The sequence below is a fragment of the Pseudoalteromonas rubra genome (assembly GCF_005887095.1).
GTDB lineage: Bacteria > Pseudomonadota > Gammaproteobacteria > Enterobacterales > Alteromonadaceae > Pseudoalteromonas > Pseudoalteromonas rubra_E.
On the sequence record NZ_PNCI01000017.1, the window covers coordinates 127,347 to 144,463 of the forward strand.

14 protein-coding genes are annotated in these 17,117 nt (G+C 49.2%); 5 read left to right on the plus strand and 9 right to left on the minus strand.

What is annotated here, in order from left to right; genetic code table 11:
* Positions 1 to 108: 108 nt before the first annotated feature.
* On the plus strand, positions 109 to 843 hold the full coding sequence (locus CWB99_RS08350) for a 3-deoxy-D-manno-octulosonic acid kinase (RefSeq protein WP_138550441.1): 735 nt from the start codon (positions 109 to 111) through the stop codon (positions 841 to 843).
* A gap of 30 nt (positions 844 to 873) precedes the next feature.
* On the opposite strand, the gene hldE is transcribed toward CWB99_RS08350, so the two are convergent.
* From hldE to CWB99_RS08365, 3 genes are all read right to left on the minus strand, one after another.
* The gene (gene hldE / locus CWB99_RS08355) at positions 874 to 2,319 is read right to left on the minus strand and encodes a bifunctional D-glycero-beta-D-manno-heptose-7-phosphate kinase/D-glycero-beta-D-manno-heptose 1-phosphate adenylyltransferase HldE (RefSeq protein ID WP_138550442.1); all 1,446 of its coding nucleotides are present in this window, start codon (positions 2,317 to 2,319) and stop codon (positions 874 to 876) included.
* Positions 2,316 to 2,909, minus strand: coding sequence for a D-sedoheptulose-7-phosphate isomerase (locus CWB99_RS08360; RefSeq protein WP_138550443.1), 594 nt, complete (start codon positions 2,907 to 2,909; stop codon positions 2,316 to 2,318). Before CWB99_RS08360 ends, hldE begins: the two co-directional genes overlap by 4 nt.
* A gap of 91 nt (positions 2,910 to 3,000) precedes the next feature.
* Entirely contained in the window at positions 3,001 to 4,449 is a 1,449-nt protein-coding gene (locus CWB99_RS08365) for a capsule assembly Wzi family protein (RefSeq protein ID WP_249331786.1), read from the minus strand.
* 147 nt (positions 4,450 to 4,596) lie between these two features.
* Between CWB99_RS08365 and waaA the strand changes: the two genes are divergently transcribed.
* Positions 4,597 to 5,868, plus strand: a complete 1,272-nt coding sequence (gene waaA / locus CWB99_RS08370; RefSeq protein WP_138550444.1) for a lipid IV(A) 3-deoxy-D-manno-octulosonic acid transferase — start codon at positions 4,597 to 4,599, stop codon at positions 5,866 to 5,868.
* Positions 5,869 to 6,417 carry a DUF1415 domain-containing protein gene (locus tag CWB99_RS08375; protein WP_138550445.1) on the plus strand — a complete coding sequence of 183 codons (549 nt, stop codon included), beginning with the start codon at positions 5,869 to 5,871 and terminating at the stop codon, positions 6,415 to 6,417.
* 33 nt (positions 6,418 to 6,450) lie between these two features.
* Here CWB99_RS08375 and CWB99_RS08380 read toward each other — a convergent pair whose 3' ends face one another.
* From CWB99_RS08380 to purL, 5 genes are all read right to left on the minus strand, one after another.
* Entirely contained in the window at positions 6,451 to 6,771 is a 321-nt protein-coding gene (locus tag CWB99_RS08380; protein ID WP_138550446.1) for a YdbL family protein, read from the minus strand.
* Between the two features lie 11 nt (positions 6,772 to 6,782).
* Positions 6,783 to 6,962, minus strand: coding sequence for a YnbE family lipoprotein (locus tag CWB99_RS08385; protein WP_010383032.1), 180 nt, complete (start codon positions 6,960 to 6,962; stop codon positions 6,783 to 6,785).
* 12 nt (positions 6,963 to 6,974) lie between these two features.
* Positions 6,975 to 9,566 carry an intermembrane phospholipid transport protein YdbH family protein gene (locus CWB99_RS08390; protein ID WP_138550447.1) on the minus strand — a complete coding sequence of 864 codons (2,592 nt, stop codon included), beginning with the start codon at positions 9,564 to 9,566 and terminating at the stop codon, positions 6,975 to 6,977.
* 136 nt (positions 9,567 to 9,702) lie between these two features.
* A complete protein-coding gene (locus tag CWB99_RS08395; RefSeq protein ID WP_249331789.1) occupies positions 9,703 to 10,245 on the minus strand; it encodes a hypothetical protein in 543 nt (180 codons plus the stop codon).
* A gap of 389 nt (positions 10,246 to 10,634) precedes the next feature.
* Positions 10,635 to 14,519 (minus strand): phosphoribosylformylglycinamidine synthase, encoded by a 3,885-nt coding sequence (gene purL / locus CWB99_RS08400; RefSeq protein WP_138550448.1) that lies wholly within the window; start codon positions 14,517 to 14,519, stop codon positions 10,635 to 10,637.
* Between the two features lie 183 nt (positions 14,520 to 14,702).
* Here purL and mltF point away from each other — a divergent pair, with 183 nt between their 5' ends.
* Positions 14,703 to 16,091 carry a membrane-bound lytic murein transglycosylase MltF gene (mltF, locus tag CWB99_RS08405; RefSeq protein WP_138550449.1) on the plus strand — a complete coding sequence of 463 codons (1,389 nt, stop codon included), beginning with the start codon at positions 14,703 to 14,705 and terminating at the stop codon, positions 16,089 to 16,091.
* A 292-nt stretch (positions 16,092 to 16,383) separates the two neighbouring features.
* The gene (locus CWB99_RS24015; protein ID WP_171045292.1) at positions 16,384 to 16,548 is read left to right on the plus strand and encodes a hypothetical protein; all 165 of its coding nucleotides are present in this window, start codon (positions 16,384 to 16,386) and stop codon (positions 16,546 to 16,548) included.
* Here the strand turns inward: CWB99_RS24015 and tadA are convergent.
* A complete protein-coding gene (gene tadA / locus CWB99_RS08415) occupies positions 16,539 to 17,060 on the minus strand; it encodes a tRNA adenosine(34) deaminase TadA (RefSeq protein WP_138550450.1) in 522 nt (173 codons plus the stop codon). The genes CWB99_RS24015 and tadA overlap by 10 nt on opposite strands.
* Positions 17,061 to 17,117 lie beyond the last annotated feature (57 nt).

The following is a 17,117-nucleotide window of genomic DNA, read 5'->3' on the forward strand; positions in this document are numbered from 1 at the left end:
CATCCGATCTTAAATAAAACCCATCATTTTGCAACCAGTGAGATTTTCCCCGAAGGGAAAAGTCGTTACACTGGCGCTTGTCGTTGCAGCGCGCACTACAGAGAAGTCATGCTAAAAATAGAAAAACACCATACTCATTATTTGCTTCGTACCAGCCATACACCCGAGACCTTGTCTCTGGACTGGTTTAACCTGATCTACTGGCAACAACACAACGCCGTTGTGACTTCTAAGCAGGGGCGTGCAGCAGCCTGGTTCGTGCGCTATACACCACATAATATTGCCGTACTCAAACATTACTGGCGCGGTGGTCTAATTGGCAAGGTGCTGAAAGATCAATACTTATATACCGGCCTAAAGCGCACCCGAGTGTATCAGGAACTGGATTTACTCAACCAGCTTGCCAATCTGGGCTTGCCGGTTCCAACGCCTTTAGGAGCTCGCGTGAGCGTATCAGCCGGAATTTATCGCGCCGATATATTAACGGATGCTGTCGCTGGTGCACAAAGCTTATGTGAACGGCTGCAATCGGCCCCTTTACCTGTGCGAGACTGGCAGCAGGTTGCATCCACTCTTGCTCGCTTTCATCAGGCCGGTGCGTATCATGACGATTTAAACTGCAACAATATTCTCTTTGACAAGAGCGGCGAGGTTTATCTGATTGATTTTGATAAGGGCGCACTCAGAACACCCGAGACCGCCTGGCAACAGGCGAACATCGACCGACTGGCACGCTCACTTAAAAAAGAGGCATCCCGTTCAGCACAGTTCTTCTGCTCTGAGAGCGACTGGCAAACATGTCTCGATGCTTACCAGGATGCAATGACAAAAAAGCCGGTATAAACCGGCTTTTCTCTCTATAGTATCGCTGAATTAGTCTGTTTCTCGCGCCTTCGCGATGATGTTAGACGTCGAACATCCATCCAGAAATGGCAGGACTTCAACCTGCCCGCCCATTGCTAAGACATGATCAGCGCCGGCTATTTCAGACACCTGGTAATCACCGCCTTTCACCAAAATATGTGGGCTGATCTGTTCAATCAGTTTAGCAGGCGTATCGTTTTCGCTCTCTTTGCCGAAGGGGATCACCCAGTCAACAGAAGCCAGTGCCGACAGTACCATAGCCCGTTCAGTGAGTGGGTTGATTGGCCTCTCCGGACCTTTCAGTCTGGAAATTGACTCATCATTGTTAAGTCCCACGACCAGTCTGTCACCTCTGGCCTTTGCTTGCGCCAGATAACGAACATGTCCGGCATGCAGAATATCGAAGCAACCATTAGTAAACACTATGGTTTCGCCGTTTTGTTTGGCAAACTCAATGTGCTTTAGCACTTCCTCATAAGGAGCTTGGTAATGCTCTCCGGTTTGGCGCAGATACTGGCCCAATTTGCGGCTCAGCTCCTCTGGAGTCACAGTTGCAGCGCCCAGTTTAGCAACTGCGATACCTGCCGCCAGGTTAGCCAGCTCGACCGCTTCACTGGGCGGAAATCCGGCTCCCAGCATAGTCGTCAGTGTTGCAATCACAGTATCACCGGCACCGGTAACGTCGCTTACTTCCTGGACCTGGGCAGCAAAATCGTGTTTTTCATCTTGGGTGATCAGCGACATCCCCTGCTCCGAGCGAGTCAGCAGCATAGCGCCTATGCCAGCTTGCTTTATCAGCGCTCTGGCACTGGTTGTCAGCGCTGCTTCATCACGGTCATCCCCACCAGCAAGTCGAAACTCATTGAGGTTAGGCGTAATATAATCCGCACCTTGATAGCGGCTCAGATCAGAAGATTTTGGGTCAATCAGAACTGTTTTACCGGCTGCTTTGGCCAGCGTGATCATCTCTTCAATGCAGGTCAACGCCCCTTTGTTATAGTCCGAAAACAGGATGAAATCATAGTCGTTGACAACCTGCTCCAGGCGGGTCAATAGCAGCTCGCTATGAGACTGTACAAATGGCTCTTCAAGATCCAACCGGACAACCTGCTGATGACGGCTGATCACACGCATCTTAGCAATGGTTGGAAGCTCAGCAACCGTCACCAATTGTGAGGCAATTTGTTCTTTTGCCAGAATCGATTCCAGCTGCCGACCGTTGTCATCTTCACCAATCAGACCCAGTAAACCAACCTGTCCATCCAGATGAGCAATGTTTTTCGCCACGTTAGCGGCACCACCAGCTTTGTCTTCAAGGCTGCTTACTTTGACAACCGGGACTGGCGCTTCAGGGGATATACGTCCTGTGTCGCCATGCCAATATCTATCCAGCATAACATCACCGACGACCAGAACTTTGGCCTGATTTAAGTTTCTCAGCGCACTCAGGTTCATGCTGATTGCTCCGCAATGACCATGTCCACGGCTTCACATAGCCAGTGGCCGATAAACATATGCGCTTCCTGGATCCGCGCGGTTTCGTCAAAATCGATGATAATCGGCAACCGGGCAATGTCTTTCACGGTTCCACCGCTGCGGCCAGTCAATGCAACCGTAAACGCACCGATTTTGTTAGCGGCTTTGAGTGCAAGGTTAATGTTTTCACTGGTACCGGATGTCGTCAGGCCAATCACCAAATCTTCAGGTTTACACAAAGCCTGAACCTGGCGTTCAAAGACAGTATCAAAGTGATAGTCGTTGCTGTGTGCGGTCAAAATGGAGGTGTCAGTCGTCAATGCAATAGACGCCAGCGGCCCACGTTCCAGCTTATAACGAACCACAAATTCAGCAGCCAAGTGTTGCGCATCAGCCGCACTGCCACCATTACCAAACCAGATCACCTTGCCACCAGCATCCAGTGTTGCTTTGCAAGCAGCCAGTAATTCCAAGGACTGGGTGTGGTAATCAGCCATTTTTGCGAACAACGCCATGTGTCGCTCTAAGCTGGCCTGATAGCTTTGTTTGATGTGATCATTGATTGACATAGTGATCCTTAAAAAATAATGCGACTTTGCATTCGTTGCAAAATCAAATATAACCCGTGTTTAAATAGTGGGGGAGACGCTTCGCACCCTATTACCAGTATACATTGACGGACAGCCAAGTGTAGCTTTCTCCGAACACGTCTTTGCCATAGGTCAGTGATGTTTCCACTTGCTTGTCATGCATATGTCGAGTGTTGGAGACGGACATCTCAACAGCTTGCTCATACGCATCACCAGTTTGACCAAGTTCATTGAGGTAATTGCTGGTATTGTCAACCGTTGAGAGTTTCATTCGCCACAGAGACTCAAGGCTCTCTCGATAACTCACTTCCAGCATATGTGCTCCTGTAGGCGCCGCGTCACCAAATGTGCGCTGATTTGCTGCAGCATGGCCCACTACAAAACCATCTATTGTGTTACCCGATTTTTCATAAATCCCGTTCACATACCAGAGACTGTGCATATTGGTATATTCGTAGCGCAGTGTGAAATCTTTCGTCAATGACGGCAGGTACACACCAAAACTGGATACCGTATTACCAAACTGGTAGTTCTTATGATTTTTAGTATCTTCCCCACCGTATTCGAGATACCACTGAACCGGTTGGATCCAATTGGTTGTGAAGGTACTGGTAATAGTAGCCCATTGATCTCCAAGCTCATTATCTTTACCACCTGTTAGTCCGCGGTTATCGTTACCGGCAGGGTCAAAATAGGCTTTTACGACATCTTTAAGATCGACTTTTCTTGGCCCTCCCCCAAACTGCATCATGCGGTTTATACCGATTTTCCAGTTATCCAACGGTTCAAAGCTAATATGCGTGCCCGCTAATTTTGGTGTACCGTCATGTAGCGCGTTCTGGTAATGAATGCCTTTCTCAACATGTTCCAGTTCAGAGTAAAATAGCTCGAAGTCGAAATTCCACCAGTTGTCGAGCGGTAAGTTTAAGCCTAACGACGCAGACAGGGGGGTTTTGGCATTGTTTGAATATACCTGAGCACTGTGCTTGAACGGCGAAAACCAGTGCTCTTTATAGCCTAAAGTCAGCTGCAGATTCTCTCCACCTAAAGCATAGAAGGTGTTATAGGGCACAACTTTGCCAGCATCTACACGATATTGTGCACCGATTTGAACCAGACTGGAATCACTGCCACGCCATACTCCCCCGATCGAGAACTCCGCATATTCACTACTGTAGTTTCCCCGGTCATTCGCAAGCTGCTGTGTTTCGCCCGAGTCTATCCGCAATTTGACACCTCGACGGGTAATCGCGTCCCTTTGCAGATAAGGCGCTAATCGTGTTTTGATACTCTGAAATAAGGCCGGATCCACTGTTTCAAGCTGAAACAGGGTTTTATTGATTTCAGTAATACGATAAGGCTTAGCCATTGGAACTGTGCCCGTTAAGGCAAACATCTGATCAATTTGGTACTCAAGAATGTTGTCTTTGCCTAACGGTAAAAAAGCCGTTGGCATGGCGAAAGACTGCGCCGCACCCAGCAGACACAAAGAAGACAGCGTGATTGTACGAAAGGACAACTTAAAACCTTTGAATTTGGAGATTTTGCCCGATCCTAGCAAATTCCCGTCCGCGGAGCACCTCAACAACTGTGATAATTTGTACGCCTGTTATCGCTTTTTTAGGCCGACAAGTTAAAATAAGCGTTTTTTACACTGATGGCTGCCATGATTAGACGTTTATATTCCCTGCTACTGCTCGTATTGTGCCCAATCATTGTGGCGTATCTGTACGTTATCAGAGGAAAAAAGAACGCCTTGTACAAGGCCAATTTCTCTGAACGGTTCGGTGTTGCCCCTTCGAGCGCCTCGCAACAAGCGATTATGGTGCATTGTGCCTCTGTCGGTGAAGTACTAGCCGCAGCACCGCTTGTCAGAGCGTTACTGGCCGAACACCCTGATACCCCGTTTATACTGACGTGTAACACGCCAACGGGTCGGGAGCAGCTCGCTCAGTTATTTGCCAAAGAGGATCAGCACATCACGATTTGCTACCTGCCCATCGACTTTGCATTCGCGACGAGACGATTTATCAACCAACTGCGCCCAAAGCTGCTGCTGGTGCTTGAAACCGAACTTTGGCCTAATTTGTTCTATTACGCCAAAAAGGCTGCCTGCCCGGTTACCGTGGTCAACGCACGCTTGTCAAAGAAGTCTCAAGCCGGTTATCAAAAAGTAGCACCACTGAGCCAATTCCTGATGGACCAGATAGATATGCTCGCAAGCCACAATAAAGAGGACGCGGAGCGGTTTGTTGAACTGGGACTGGCGAGAGAAAAAGTGACGGTAACGGGATCCATCAAGTTCGATATCAGCCTGGATGATAATCAACAGGAAAAAATTGACACCATCAAAGCGCAACTGGGTGCACGCCCAGTCTGGGTTGCGGGCTCCACGCACCCAATGGAGCACGAACAGGTGCTGGCAGCACATCAGAACATATTGGCTCAGCTGCCCGACGCACTATTGATCATTGCCCCCAGACATCCTGAACAATTCGATAAAGTGGCGGCTTTGATTGAGGCACAGGCACTCAGCTATAGCCGCCGTAGTCAGCAGTACAAAGCATCATCACAAGTCCTGCTGGCAGACACTCTGGGCGAATTAAAGCTCCTGTACGGATGTGGTCAGATCGCCTACATTGGCGGCAGCCTGATTGAACGTGGTGGCCACAACCCACTAGAAGCTGCAGCCTGCTCGGTGGGGGTTCTGACTGGACCACATACCTATAACTTTGCCCATATTTACCCCGAGCTGATCTCAATGCAAGGTGCCATAGAAGTGGCAGATCCTCAGGTGCTTGCCGATACTTTGCTGGTCTATCTGCGCTCGAAGCAAGATGCCAATGAGCTTGGTGCACACGCCAAAGCCTGTCTGGCACGCAATCAAGGCGCCATTGCGCGCAGTATTACTATGATAAACGCTCTTTTGGAAAAATAAATGCACCATATTGCCGTCAAAGCGATGCAAAACTGGGTCAGCTCAGTGATCGTAAAATATAATTTTTGCCCGTTTGCCCGTAAGGAAGTTGAGCAAAACGCCATTCATTACCGAGTCTGCGAGTCACAAAAACACGAAGATGCCGTCATGGATATGCTGGATGAGTGTCAGGCACTGACCGACACACCAGAGCGAGAAACCAGCTTGCTTATTTTTACTGCTGGCTTTGGCGATTTTGATGAGTTCTTGGATTTGGTTGATTTAGCCAATGCATTGCTGGTTGCACAGGGCTATGAGGGGGTTTTCCAGCTCGCCAACTTCCACCCTGATTATGTATTCGCTGATTCAGAGCAAGATGATCCGGCCAACTACACCAACCGTGCCCCTTACCCTGCTTTGCACGTGATCCGTGAAGCGAGTATGGCAGAGGCTTTAGAAGCCTACGACGACCCGGAGTCAATTCCGGATAATAATATCCGCCTGGCACGCAGAAAAGGGGCCGCTTTTTGGCAGCAACTGCTACGCCAATGCCACCCGCGCCAGAACTAAGCATTGGGGCGGTTAAAGCCGCCCTGCTTGCTGTTATTTTTTAACCCACTTGCCATCCACTTTAACAAAGTGGCCTGGTGCCGTTTTTGCAAAGGTTTTCTTAGCAGCCATAGCTTCCACCTGACTCAGGCTGATGCCATTTTTCTTGGCTAGTTGCTGATACTTGGCCTTGCGCTTGCTATTTACTTCATCAACCAGCTTTTGGACTTCACCGCTGCCTTTGATGACACCAAGGTAGCCAGCTGCGGTTTCTCCCACCAGACCTTGTGACTTGGCGTCATCCAGTGAAATAGCCAATACCGAAAAGCTCATGCAAGCCGCGGCAATCGTTGTCAGTAACTTAGATGCATTCATGATCTGGCTCCTTAGAATAATTCACTGTCATCGCTGAACAAGTCATCCAGCTCTTTGTCGACCTTAACACGGATCTCGTGGTCAACTTTGACGTTTAAGTTGATGGTGATAGGCTCTTTGGTTTCGACCTGTACTTTGTGCGTACAAGCCGATACCAAACAAGCAAACACCAAAGTTAGCATCCATTTCATGCTGAGTTGCTCCTATTGGTTTAACGCTTTTTCCACTTCCTGAGTGATTTCATCACTCAGGCGCAATGCCCTGAACAGGGTATAAATATTCTCACTGTGCGTATAATTAAAATTCACAGGTTGTTTTTGCTGCTTGTTCTCGCCGGCAATTTTCACAGCCAGTTCCAGCTGTCCGTCCTGAGCCATATTCACATCACAGCTCAGGGTTTCAATACTCAACTCATCCAGCACACCAAACACAGTTTCCAGCTCCGGACGCTGAGATTTTAGTGCATTAAACGAGGCATTATCTTCTACTTTCAGCATGCTATCTACCTCATTACTGAGATAGCCATCGCGGATCTCAGCCTGGCCGTCGCGCATGAACACAGGTAACCTGCCAAATACTCGACCATGTAGTTCAACCCCGGACTCTCGGCCGGCTTCAGAGAGCGACATCAAGTCAAGACCGCTGGCCGTCACTACAATCTCCTGGTCCTGCTTACTCAGTAAGATCTGCTCGGCCGCCAACTGACCGCCAAAGACTTTGGCACTAAACTCACGTAATACCGGCAGATTGTTATCTGACGTTAGCTGACCCCGCACCTCTGTCAATACAGGCCCAGAGCGCACTTGTGTGATACTCAAGGGTGAAGACTCTATGATTAATTCACCAGCATGCCATTTGCCCTTTACAGGTAAATCCAGCTCAGAGACATAATGGTGCTCATACAAAAATGCAGCATCATCCACGTTAAGCTGAAAATCAAATATCTGACGCGTTAATTCACCAGAAATCTCGGCATTTATCAGACCCTGCTCAATATTAAGCTTAGGTGCAAACTGGCTGGCCAACGATTGCATTGCGCCCAGGCCGTGCTCGGCCAGAGTCAGAGTAAATGGCATCAACCCCGCTTCCAGACGATGTGTGAGCTGCAACTCAAGATTATCCAGAGTGAGCCGGTGCTCTAACGTCAATTGCTCGCTGCCTACGACATTTCCTTCGCTTTGCAGTGCAACATCTCTGAGGACTAATTGCGGATGCGCGAGCAGCTCTATCGTTGAACGCCCTGTCAGCTCACCCTTTGGCCCTTCTGGTTGCCACTGACCGGTAAATTCCAGGTGCTGGTTAAAATCTTTGCCGCGAACCTCATCATGTTTAAATGAGCCAACCTGAACGTCTGCTTTAATGATTGTTTCCAGCAGTCCGTTGACGTTCCCCTGACCGCTGAAGGCTAAACCGCGACCCTGAACTGAGCCTATCTGATAGCGCTCGGCTTGTGTTTCTAGCTCCCACTTCACCTGTTTAAATAGCGTATGCTCCGCCAGTTTATTGTCTGCAGTCATGGCCAATACTGTACTAGTGGACAGGGTGCCTGACAGGTTATCCAATTTTACCTCTTGCAGCGATACTGAATTGGCCCTTGGCTGCAGTGTGGTATTGAACGTCAGCAGCTCAGCCAAATTTCCGGCCAGTGAAAACTGACCTTGTAACCCTAGTTCCTGCCAGTCGAAGGGCAGCCCTGCCGGTGCCTGAGACACTGCAATGGTGGTAGTACCTGCACTCTCCAGCTGCATGTCAGCAAGCAAAAAATCCGCTTGCACATCAAGGAGATTAAGTACCTCGCTTTGATGTGAAACTCTCAACTTACCATGCATCTGCTGCCCGGCAATCTGATACTCCAGTTCACTAAGCGTGGCTGACGTGGCTTCATTCGCCCCATACACAGATAATATTGGTAAGCTGACCATTTGCGCATTAAATGTCACAGGCTCTGCCATCTGGACCTGCCACAGCCCTGACCAGAGGGTGTCCAGCCAGGTCTCAGGCAACTGAGCAAACATCGACTCGCACCCAAGTGCGTTCACGCCAATCGGTAGCTGACTCAGGTCCAGCTTGCCGCTACTGCTGGTGAGGTCCCATTGCCCAGAGATAACCCCATTGACCTGGATCACTGGCTGACACAGAGCCAATGGGTAAGCCAATAAGCTGTCCAGCTGGATATCCATATTGACAGCCTGACCATCAAATGTTGATTCTATGGTTCCCGCCAGCTCAGAAACCGTCAAGGGGAGCTTTGCTTGCTGTAACAACGTCTGTATAACCGGACTGGACAATCTCAGTGCTGCACGCAATTGTGTATCGCTCAGGGCAACATCTGCCTCCACATCCCCGCTGATGGCAAAAGCGAAATCCTCCTTCTGCATTACACTGAGATTAAGCGGCTCTGGCAGTAACGGACTGATTAGGGTAAGCGCCTCAATCTGAAGACTGGGCATGCCTTCTGGCAAATCGAGCTCCAATGGCGCCGGGGAATGCGTCACCTCAGTCGTATTATCGGCCTCGGTATGCTGATGAGTCACCATCATACTGGCTACCTGAAAGTGATCACCATCAAAGGTCGCGTTACTGACTTCAACCGACACCGCTTCACTGCGCCAGCAGAGTCGTTCAATCGCCAGGCGATCCCAGCTATCGACTGACCAGTCCAGGCACTCTAGTAAGCCCTGCTCTTCAGTCAATATCTGCTTGCCAATGGTGAGTGTCAGTGGCACGCGAAAATAATAGACAGTGATCCCTATCGTAAACAGAGCAAATAGCAGAATAAGAAAAAAGCGCCGCATAGGTACCAGCTAATCAGTGAAAACTGGTTTAAGTGTAAGGGATCTTGATGGCGATGTAATGTCTGCCAAAGTAAGAAGATGTTAAGCTTGCAAAAGTCCCTTACAAGTTGGCCGCCACTTTGGCCATTACACGCGACTATAACTTGCCCTTGCGCTTGAGCTCTTCCAGTCGCTCACGCTCAGCGAGGATCATTTTTATCATGTTAACGCGAATATCCGCTTCCTGTTGCTTATATTCGGACAACTGCTGTTCAAGCACTTCGATTTCATCCACTTTTGATGCGTCACGATATTGCTTCAAACCGATATGCTCAATTGCCACTGACTCCTCTGATGTATCAGCTTCTGCGTGCTGTTGTACCTGCAAGTGGCGCTGCTGAACGGACTGCATTAACTTGTTGATCTGGGATTGTAATTTGCGCATCAAGGCCTGGATCAGCTCCATGGCTTTTTCCAGATCCTCATAATCCTCTTTGAAAACCGGGTTGTCTTCTTTGTATTGTCCCGCCTCTTCATCCAGCTCTTTTGACAGCAACGGGGGGACTGTGTCGACCTCCTCGCCACTTTGTGCTTCTTCGCCTGGAGTAGCATCAGAGACTTTATCGCTGTTATTGCTAACTTGCGAATGCGATACGGGCTTACTTACAGACGCGGTGCCTGGGTGTATTTGTATATCCATACTCACTCCTTGATTGCCATTATTGGCCTCCTGCACCGCTTTGGTGATTAGGAGTGCCGCTAATTCAAACAACTTATCGGTCTTTGCACAGAAAACTTAAGGAGAGAAAGTATAGGGCACAAATAATACTAAACGATGAACAGGATGATGTTGCAAGCAATAAAAAAGGCCACCGAAGTGACCTTTTTTCATAAAGCTAGTGAGGCAGTGCAGACTAATTCGTTCTGAAGCGGCGGCCCGGCTTTTCGTCCCTGAAAAGCGTTCGACTAACTGCGAAACTTCGTTTCGGTTATTAAGGCACTGCATATTGATTCGTCCTGAAGCGGTGATCCGGCTCGTCATCCATGACTCGCGTAAAACACGCTGCGAAACTTCGTTTCGGTCGTGTTTTACCCAACATTCTTACGTGCATTACGGAACATACGCATCCACGGGCTGTCCTCTTTCCACTCATCCGGGTGCCAAGAGTTCGCTACTGCACGAAATACTCGTTCTGGGTGTGGCATCATCACGGTTGCACGACCGTCCGTTGAGGTAATACCGGTAATACCTTCAGGTGAACCATTCGGGTTGTTCGGGTATTGCGTTGTTGGATTACCATAGTTATCAACATATTGAACAGCGACTGTGCCAGACTCAAGTGCCGCTTTCACTGCCGCATCGTTGGCAAACTCAGCATGGCCTTCACCGTGAGAGACCGCGATTGGCATACGAGAGCCAGCCATACCCTGGAAGAATACCGACGGGCTTTCTTGTACTTCAACCAGACTGAAACGTGCTTCAAAACGCTCTGACTTGTTGGTTACAAAACGTGGCCAGTGCTCAGTGCCCGGGATCAGCTCTTTCAATGTCGATAGCATCTGACAGCCGTTACACACACCTAAGCTGAACGTGTCTTGACGCTCAAAGAAGGTTTGGAACTGATCGCGTGCCATGTCATTGAACAGGATTGACTTAGCCCAACCTTCACCGGCACCCAGTACGTCACCATACGAAAAGCCACCACAGGCTACCAGACCTTTGAATTCTTCAAGTGTCAGGCGACCTTCCAGGATGTCACTCATGTGTACGTCGACTGCGGCGAAACCTGCACGGTTAAAGGCGGCTGCCATTTCAACGTGTGAGTTAACGCCTTGCTCACGCAAAATAGCCATCTTAGGCTTAGCACCGGTTGCAATGTAAGGTGCAGCTACGTCTTCATTTAAATCGAAGCTCAATTTAACGTTCAGACCTGGATCTTTCTCGTCAAACTTAGCATCAAATTCTTGCTTAGCACACTCAGGGTTATCACGAAGTGCCTGCATCTTATAAGTCGTTTCAGCCCAGATAGTACGTAATTCAGTACGTGTATTGGCAAGTACTGCTTCGCCGCCACGGTTGAAGATCACTTTATCTTCTGTGTTTAACGCACCGATAGTGTGGCTAATAGCGCCAAGGCCGTTTTCAGCTAACACAGCTTCAACTGCTGCAAGGTCGTCGTTACGAACCTGAATCACAGCACCCAGTTCTTCGTTGTAAAGCGCTTCAATGTCAGAGCCTGTCAGGCTATCCAGGTTTACCGTAACACCTGTGCGACCTGCGAAGGCCATTTCCGCTACCGTTGTGAATAAACCACCGTCTGAACGGTCGTGGTAAGCCAGTAGCTTCTCGTCAGCCACAAGCGCTTGCATCGCGTTGTAGAAGCCTTTTAGCAGCTCCGGGCTATCAACGTCAGGCGTCTTATCACCAAGCTGCTTGTAAACCTGTGCAAGGCTTGATGCACCCATGCGGTTTTGACCGGCACCTAAATCAACCAGGATCAGGCTTGAGTCACCTTTATCAGTGCGAAGCTGAGGTGTGACTGTTTTACGAATGTCTTCTACACGGCCAAATGCAGTGATGATAAGAGAAAGTGGTGCAGTAACCGCTTTGTCTTCACCGTTGTCTTGCCATGTTGTCTTCATTGACATTGAGTCTTTACCCACCGGGATCGTCAGGCCCAGTGCTGGACACAACTCTTCACCTACCGCTTTAACTGCTTCGTAAAGACCTGCGTCTTCACCTGGGTGACCTGCTGCGGCCATCCAGTTTGCAGATAGCTTGATGTTCTCAAGACCACCTATATTTGCGCCAGCAATGTTCGTTAACGCTTCTGCGACGGCTAAACGTGCTGATGCACCATAGTTTAGCAGTGCCGCAGGTGTGCGCTCACCCATTGACATGGCTTCACCGTGGTAAGTGTCAAACGCCGCTGCGGTTACCGCACAGTTTGCTACCGGTACCTGCCAGGGGCCAACCATTTGGTCACGTGCAACTAAACCAGTTACCGTACGGTCACCAATGGTGATAAGGAATGTTTTCTCAGCAATGGTCGGCAGACGAAGCAAACGCTTAGCCGCTTCTTCTACATCAATGCTATCTGTGTTTAGTGCTTCACCTTCAACTTGCTTTGACTCAACGTCACGGTGCATCTTAGGTGCTTTACCAAGTAGCACTTCAAGTGGAAGGTCAACTGGATTGTTCTCAAAGTGGCTATCCGCAACGGTCAGGTGACGCTCTTCAGTTGCTTCACCAATGACCGCGTACTGTGCGCGCTCACGCTTACAGATTTCTTCAAATCGTGCGAAGTCTTCTGCCGCAACAGCCAGTACGTAACGTTCTTGTGATTCATTACACCAGATTTCATGTGGTGCCATGCCCGGCTCATCGTTCGGGATGTTACGTAGTTGGAATTTACCACCGCGGCCACCGTCATCTACAAGCTCAGGGAATGCATTTGAAAGGCCACCCGCGCCCACATCGTGGATAAATGCGATGGGGTTTTCGTCGCCCAGCTGCCAACATTTGTCGATAACTTCCTGACAACGACGTTCCATCTCTGGGTTTTCACGCTGTACAGAAGCAAAATCTAAGTCTTCGTTAGACTGGCCCGATGCCATGGATGATGCAGCACCACCACCCAGACCGATGTTCATCGCAGGGCCACCAAGGGCTACTAGCTTAGCGCCGACAGGGATTTCGCCTTTTTGAACATGCTCAGTACGGATGTTACCCAGACCACCTGCAAGCATGATTGGCTTGTGGTAACCACGTACTTCTTCGCCGTTATGGCTGTTTACTTTTTCTTCGTAAGTACGGAAATAACCCAGCAGATTAGGGCGACCAAACTCGTTGTTGAACGCCGCGCCACCTAAAGGGCCGTCGATCATGATGTCGAGTGCATTAACAATACGACCTGGCTTGCCAAAATTACTTTCCCACGGCTGCTCAAAACCTGGAATGCGCAGGTTAGATACCGTAAAACCAACCAGACCTGCTTTTGGCTTAGAACCACGGCCTGTTGCGCCTTCGTCACGAATTTCACCACCAGAACCCGTTGATGCGCCAGAGAATGGCGCAATCGCTGTTGGGTGGTTATGGGTTTCAACCTTCATCAGGATCTCAATGTTTTCCTGATTGTAGCTGTACTCACCGTCTTTATTCGGGAAGAAACGACCCGCTTTAGACCCCTTCATTACCGCTGCGTTATCTTTATAAGCAGACAGTACGTTTTCCGGGTGTGTTTCGTAAGTATTCTTGATCATTTTGAACAGTGACTTAGGCTGTTCTACACCGTCGATTGTCCAGTCGGCATTAAAGATTTTATGACGACAGTGCTCAGAGTTCGCCTGTGCGAACATGAATAATTCGATGTCGTTCGGGTTACGGCCTAGTTTAGTGAAGTTCTCAACCAGATAGTCAATTTCATCGTCCGCTAATGCAAAACCTTGCTCTACGTTTGCGGTAACAAGCGCTTCACGGCCACCACCTAAAATATCAACCGATGACATTGGGCGCGGCTCTTCAACGCGGAATAACTGGCCCGCGTCTTCCAGTGTGTTATGCACTGACTCAGTCATGCGGTCGTGCAATAGCTTAGCGACCTCAGCTGTCTGCTCAGCGCTCAGTGTGCCCTCAACATAGTAAGCAATACCACGCTCTACGCGGTGTACTTTATCCAGGCCGCAGTTGTTAGCAATGTCTGTTGCTTTAGATGCCCAGGGCGAAATAGTACCAATTCGCGGCGTAACTAAAATCAGGGTTCCTTCAGGCGCATGTTCGGCAATGGTCGGGCCGTACTTTAAAAGCTTGCTCAGCTTGTCCAGTTCAGACTCAGAAAGTTCCGCTGTCAGGTCAGCAAAATGCATGAACTCGGCATACACGCCAGTGACTGGCAATTGCGCATCGTTACAGCTTTTAAGGATTTTTTGAACTTTGAAATCAGAAAGTGCAGGTGCACCACGTAGGATCAACATAGGTATTTTCATCCGGGGTTAAGGATTGAACGATATTTTGGGCCGCTATTATAGTCGATTTGGCCTCCTTATTTAACTCAAATTTAGCAATTATCGAAAAAAAGCCCCTTCACAAAAGCGCCGTTAATTGCGAGCATGGACCCCTCTGCGACCCTCATTTAACCAAGGAGCCAAAAGTCACTTATGCGTTTGCTTTCCTCTGTGCTGATACTGTGCTGTTTGTTGTTATTGAGCAGCTGCGAAAAAATGCCAGCCACTCAGTTACAACGGATCAAAACACAGGAAGTGATCCGCATTGGCACTTTGGTTGGACCCGCCACCTTTTATCAGGGCATTGGCGGTGAACAGGGGTTTGAATACGAACTGGCAGAGCAGTTTGCTGATGAACTGGGCGTTGAGTTACAGATGGTGCCCTTTTTCAGTCTGAAAAAGCTGTTCGAGCGCCTGCAAAGTGGCGATCTGGACATTGCAGCTGCCGGGCTCAGTTATCATCCGCAGCGTGCTGCCCATTTTCGGTTTGGCCCCAGCTATCGGGAGATCAGCCAAAAATTAGTTTTTAAACAAGGGAATATCCGACCACGTAACTTTGCTCAGTTGAGCGGCCCCGTCACCGTTTTGGCCGACAGCCACCATGTGCTCTCTTTACAAACTGCACAGCAGCAGTATCCCGAGCTGAGCTGGCAGGCGGTCGACGACCGGGACCAGGAAGAACTATTGCAGGGGATCATTGATGGTGACGTTCAGTATACCGTTGTCGATTCGCACTCTCTGGCACTGTTTCGGCGCTATCATCCCAATGTCAGTATTGCCTTTTCAGTCACTCAGGCCGATCCGGTTGCCTGGGTGCTGCGTCACGATAAAGACGATTCATTATTCGCGTTACTGCCACCGTTTTTTGCCAAGATGCAACACTCTGCACAGCTGGCGGCACTCGAAGAAAAGTACTTTGGTCATGTCAAACGCTTTAATTATGTCAACACCCTGGCTTTTGTCGAAGCGAGTAAAACCACGCTGCCCAAATATCAGGACTGGTTTATTCAATATGCGGAGCAACACCAGCTCGACTGGCGCTTACTGGCCGCATTGAGTTATCAGGAATCCATGTGGAACCCCAGAGCTAAGTCTCCCACAGGCGTGCGTGGGATCATGATGCTGACCCAACGTACCGCCAAACAGGTGGGTGTAACTCATAGGCTGAAACCCGAACAAAACATACGCGGCGGTGCCCGTTATCTGCGTAAGCTCATCAACCGTATTCCCAAACAGATCAGTGCACCAGACAGAACCTGGTTCGCACTGGCTGCGTATAATGTCGGGTGGGGTCATGTGAATGATGCACGTAAGCTGACCGAACGCCAGGGCGCAGACCCGATGAGCTGGGCCGAGGTAAAAAAACGACTACCACTGCTCACCAAAAAGCGCTACTATCGAAAGACAAAATATGGATATGCGCGCGGCGATGTGGCAGTAACTTATGTGGATAATATTCGCCGGTACTACGACGCCCTGATCTGGTTAGATGACAATGGGGCCCTTCAAGTCAATAAAGACTCAGAGCAACCAACCAACTGATCTGCCAGGCACTGTGTTATACCAATTTGCTTAATTAAGTGTTCTATTTTGAGGCGAGAAAATAGGGTCGATAACAAGGCAAAAATTTGCGAGCTTATACTTTAGGTAAAGGTTCTAAATAAGAAATTTTTAACGCCGTTAACGCCATATTTGCTCCGTCAAATTGAACAGGTATTAAGTGAAATTGGTATTAAGTATCCGGTATTATATCCTGACTCTGTCATTAAGCTGACATACTATTACGCTATAGCTGTCGCGCGTAGTTGTTCTCTCACTCAAAATGGAGGTTACGATGCTAAGAAGACGTCGTACTCATCAATTTAAGCGTAACACGCGCAACACGAATCCAAATCGTCGCCGTATTATGCTCCGCAACATTCACCGTAAAATTTTACTGCGCCGCCGTATCTATGCATTGATCCAGATAGCGGCAGACGAAAGAGCGGCTCAACCCTGAGCCGCTTTGTCGTTTAAGTCGGCCTGCCTGGCCTTTTTCTGTGCTTTTATCTCTTTACGACGGCGTCGAAAGAACGCCGATAACTTATCACCACATTGCTCTGCTAATACCCCTGACGTAACCTCAACCTGATGATTGAGTTTGGGGTCCTGCAATAAGTTCATTATGGACCCCGCGGCACCCGTTTTCGCATCCGATGCGCCAAACACCACCCGCTTAATACGACTATGCACCAGCAGGCCGGCACACATAGGACAAGGTTCTAACGTCACATAAAGGGTGCAATCTACCAGCCGATAATTTTCAATACGCTGCCCGGCGTCTCTGATCGCCAACATCTCGGCATGAGCGGAAGGATCATGGCAGCAAATCGAGCGGTTCCAGCCGGCCCCAACCAGCTCCCCATTTTTCACCACCACGGCGCCAACCGGGATCTCATTTTCCTGCTCGGCCTTGTCGGCATACTCCAGTGCCCGCTGCATCCAATAAAGATCTTGCTGTTGTTCGTCCACCTGTGTGCTCCTGGGTACAAAATGAGAGATATTTTAGCGTATTGTCGCGAACTGCGC

Coding starts and splice junctions, on each gene's coding strand:
- purL (WP_138550448.1), bottom strand. CDS start 14,519: ATGTTGATCCTACGTGGTGCACCTGCACTTTCTGATTTCAAAGTTCAA.
- CWB99_RS08360 (WP_138550443.1), bottom strand. CDS start 2,909: ATGTCAATCAATGATCACATCAAACAAAGCTATCAGGCCAGCTTAGAG.
- CWB99_RS08390 (WP_138550447.1), bottom strand. CDS start 9,566: ATGCGGCGCTTTTTTCTTATTCTGCTATTTGCTCTGTTTACGATAGGG.
- CWB99_RS08395 (WP_249331789.1), bottom strand. CDS start 10,245: ATGGATATACAAATACACCCAGGCACCGCGTCTGTAAGTAAGCCCGTA.
- mltF (WP_138550449.1), top strand. CDS start 14,703: ATGCGTTTGCTTTCCTCTGTGCTGATACTGTGCTGTTTGTTGTTATTG.
- CWB99_RS24015 (WP_171045292.1), top strand. CDS start 16,384: ATGCTAAGAAGACGTCGTACTCATCAATTTAAGCGTAACACGCGCAAC.
- hldE (WP_138550442.1), bottom strand. CDS start 2,319: ATGAACCTGAGTGCGCTGAGAAACTTAAATCAGGCCAAAGTTCTGGTC.
- CWB99_RS08350 (WP_138550441.1), top strand. CDS start 109: ATGCTAAAAATAGAAAAACACCATACTCATTATTTGCTTCGTACCAGC.
- waaA (WP_138550444.1), top strand. CDS start 4,597: ATGATTAGACGTTTATATTCCCTGCTACTGCTCGTATTGTGCCCAATC.
- CWB99_RS08385 (WP_010383032.1), bottom strand. CDS start 6,962: ATGAAATGGATGCTAACTTTGGTGTTTGCTTGTTTGGTATCGGCTTGT.
- CWB99_RS08380 (WP_138550446.1), bottom strand. CDS start 6,771: ATGAATGCATCTAAGTTACTGACAACGATTGCCGCGGCTTGCATGAGC.
- CWB99_RS08375 (WP_138550445.1), top strand. CDS start 5,869: ATGCACCATATTGCCGTCAAAGCGATGCAAAACTGGGTCAGCTCAGTG.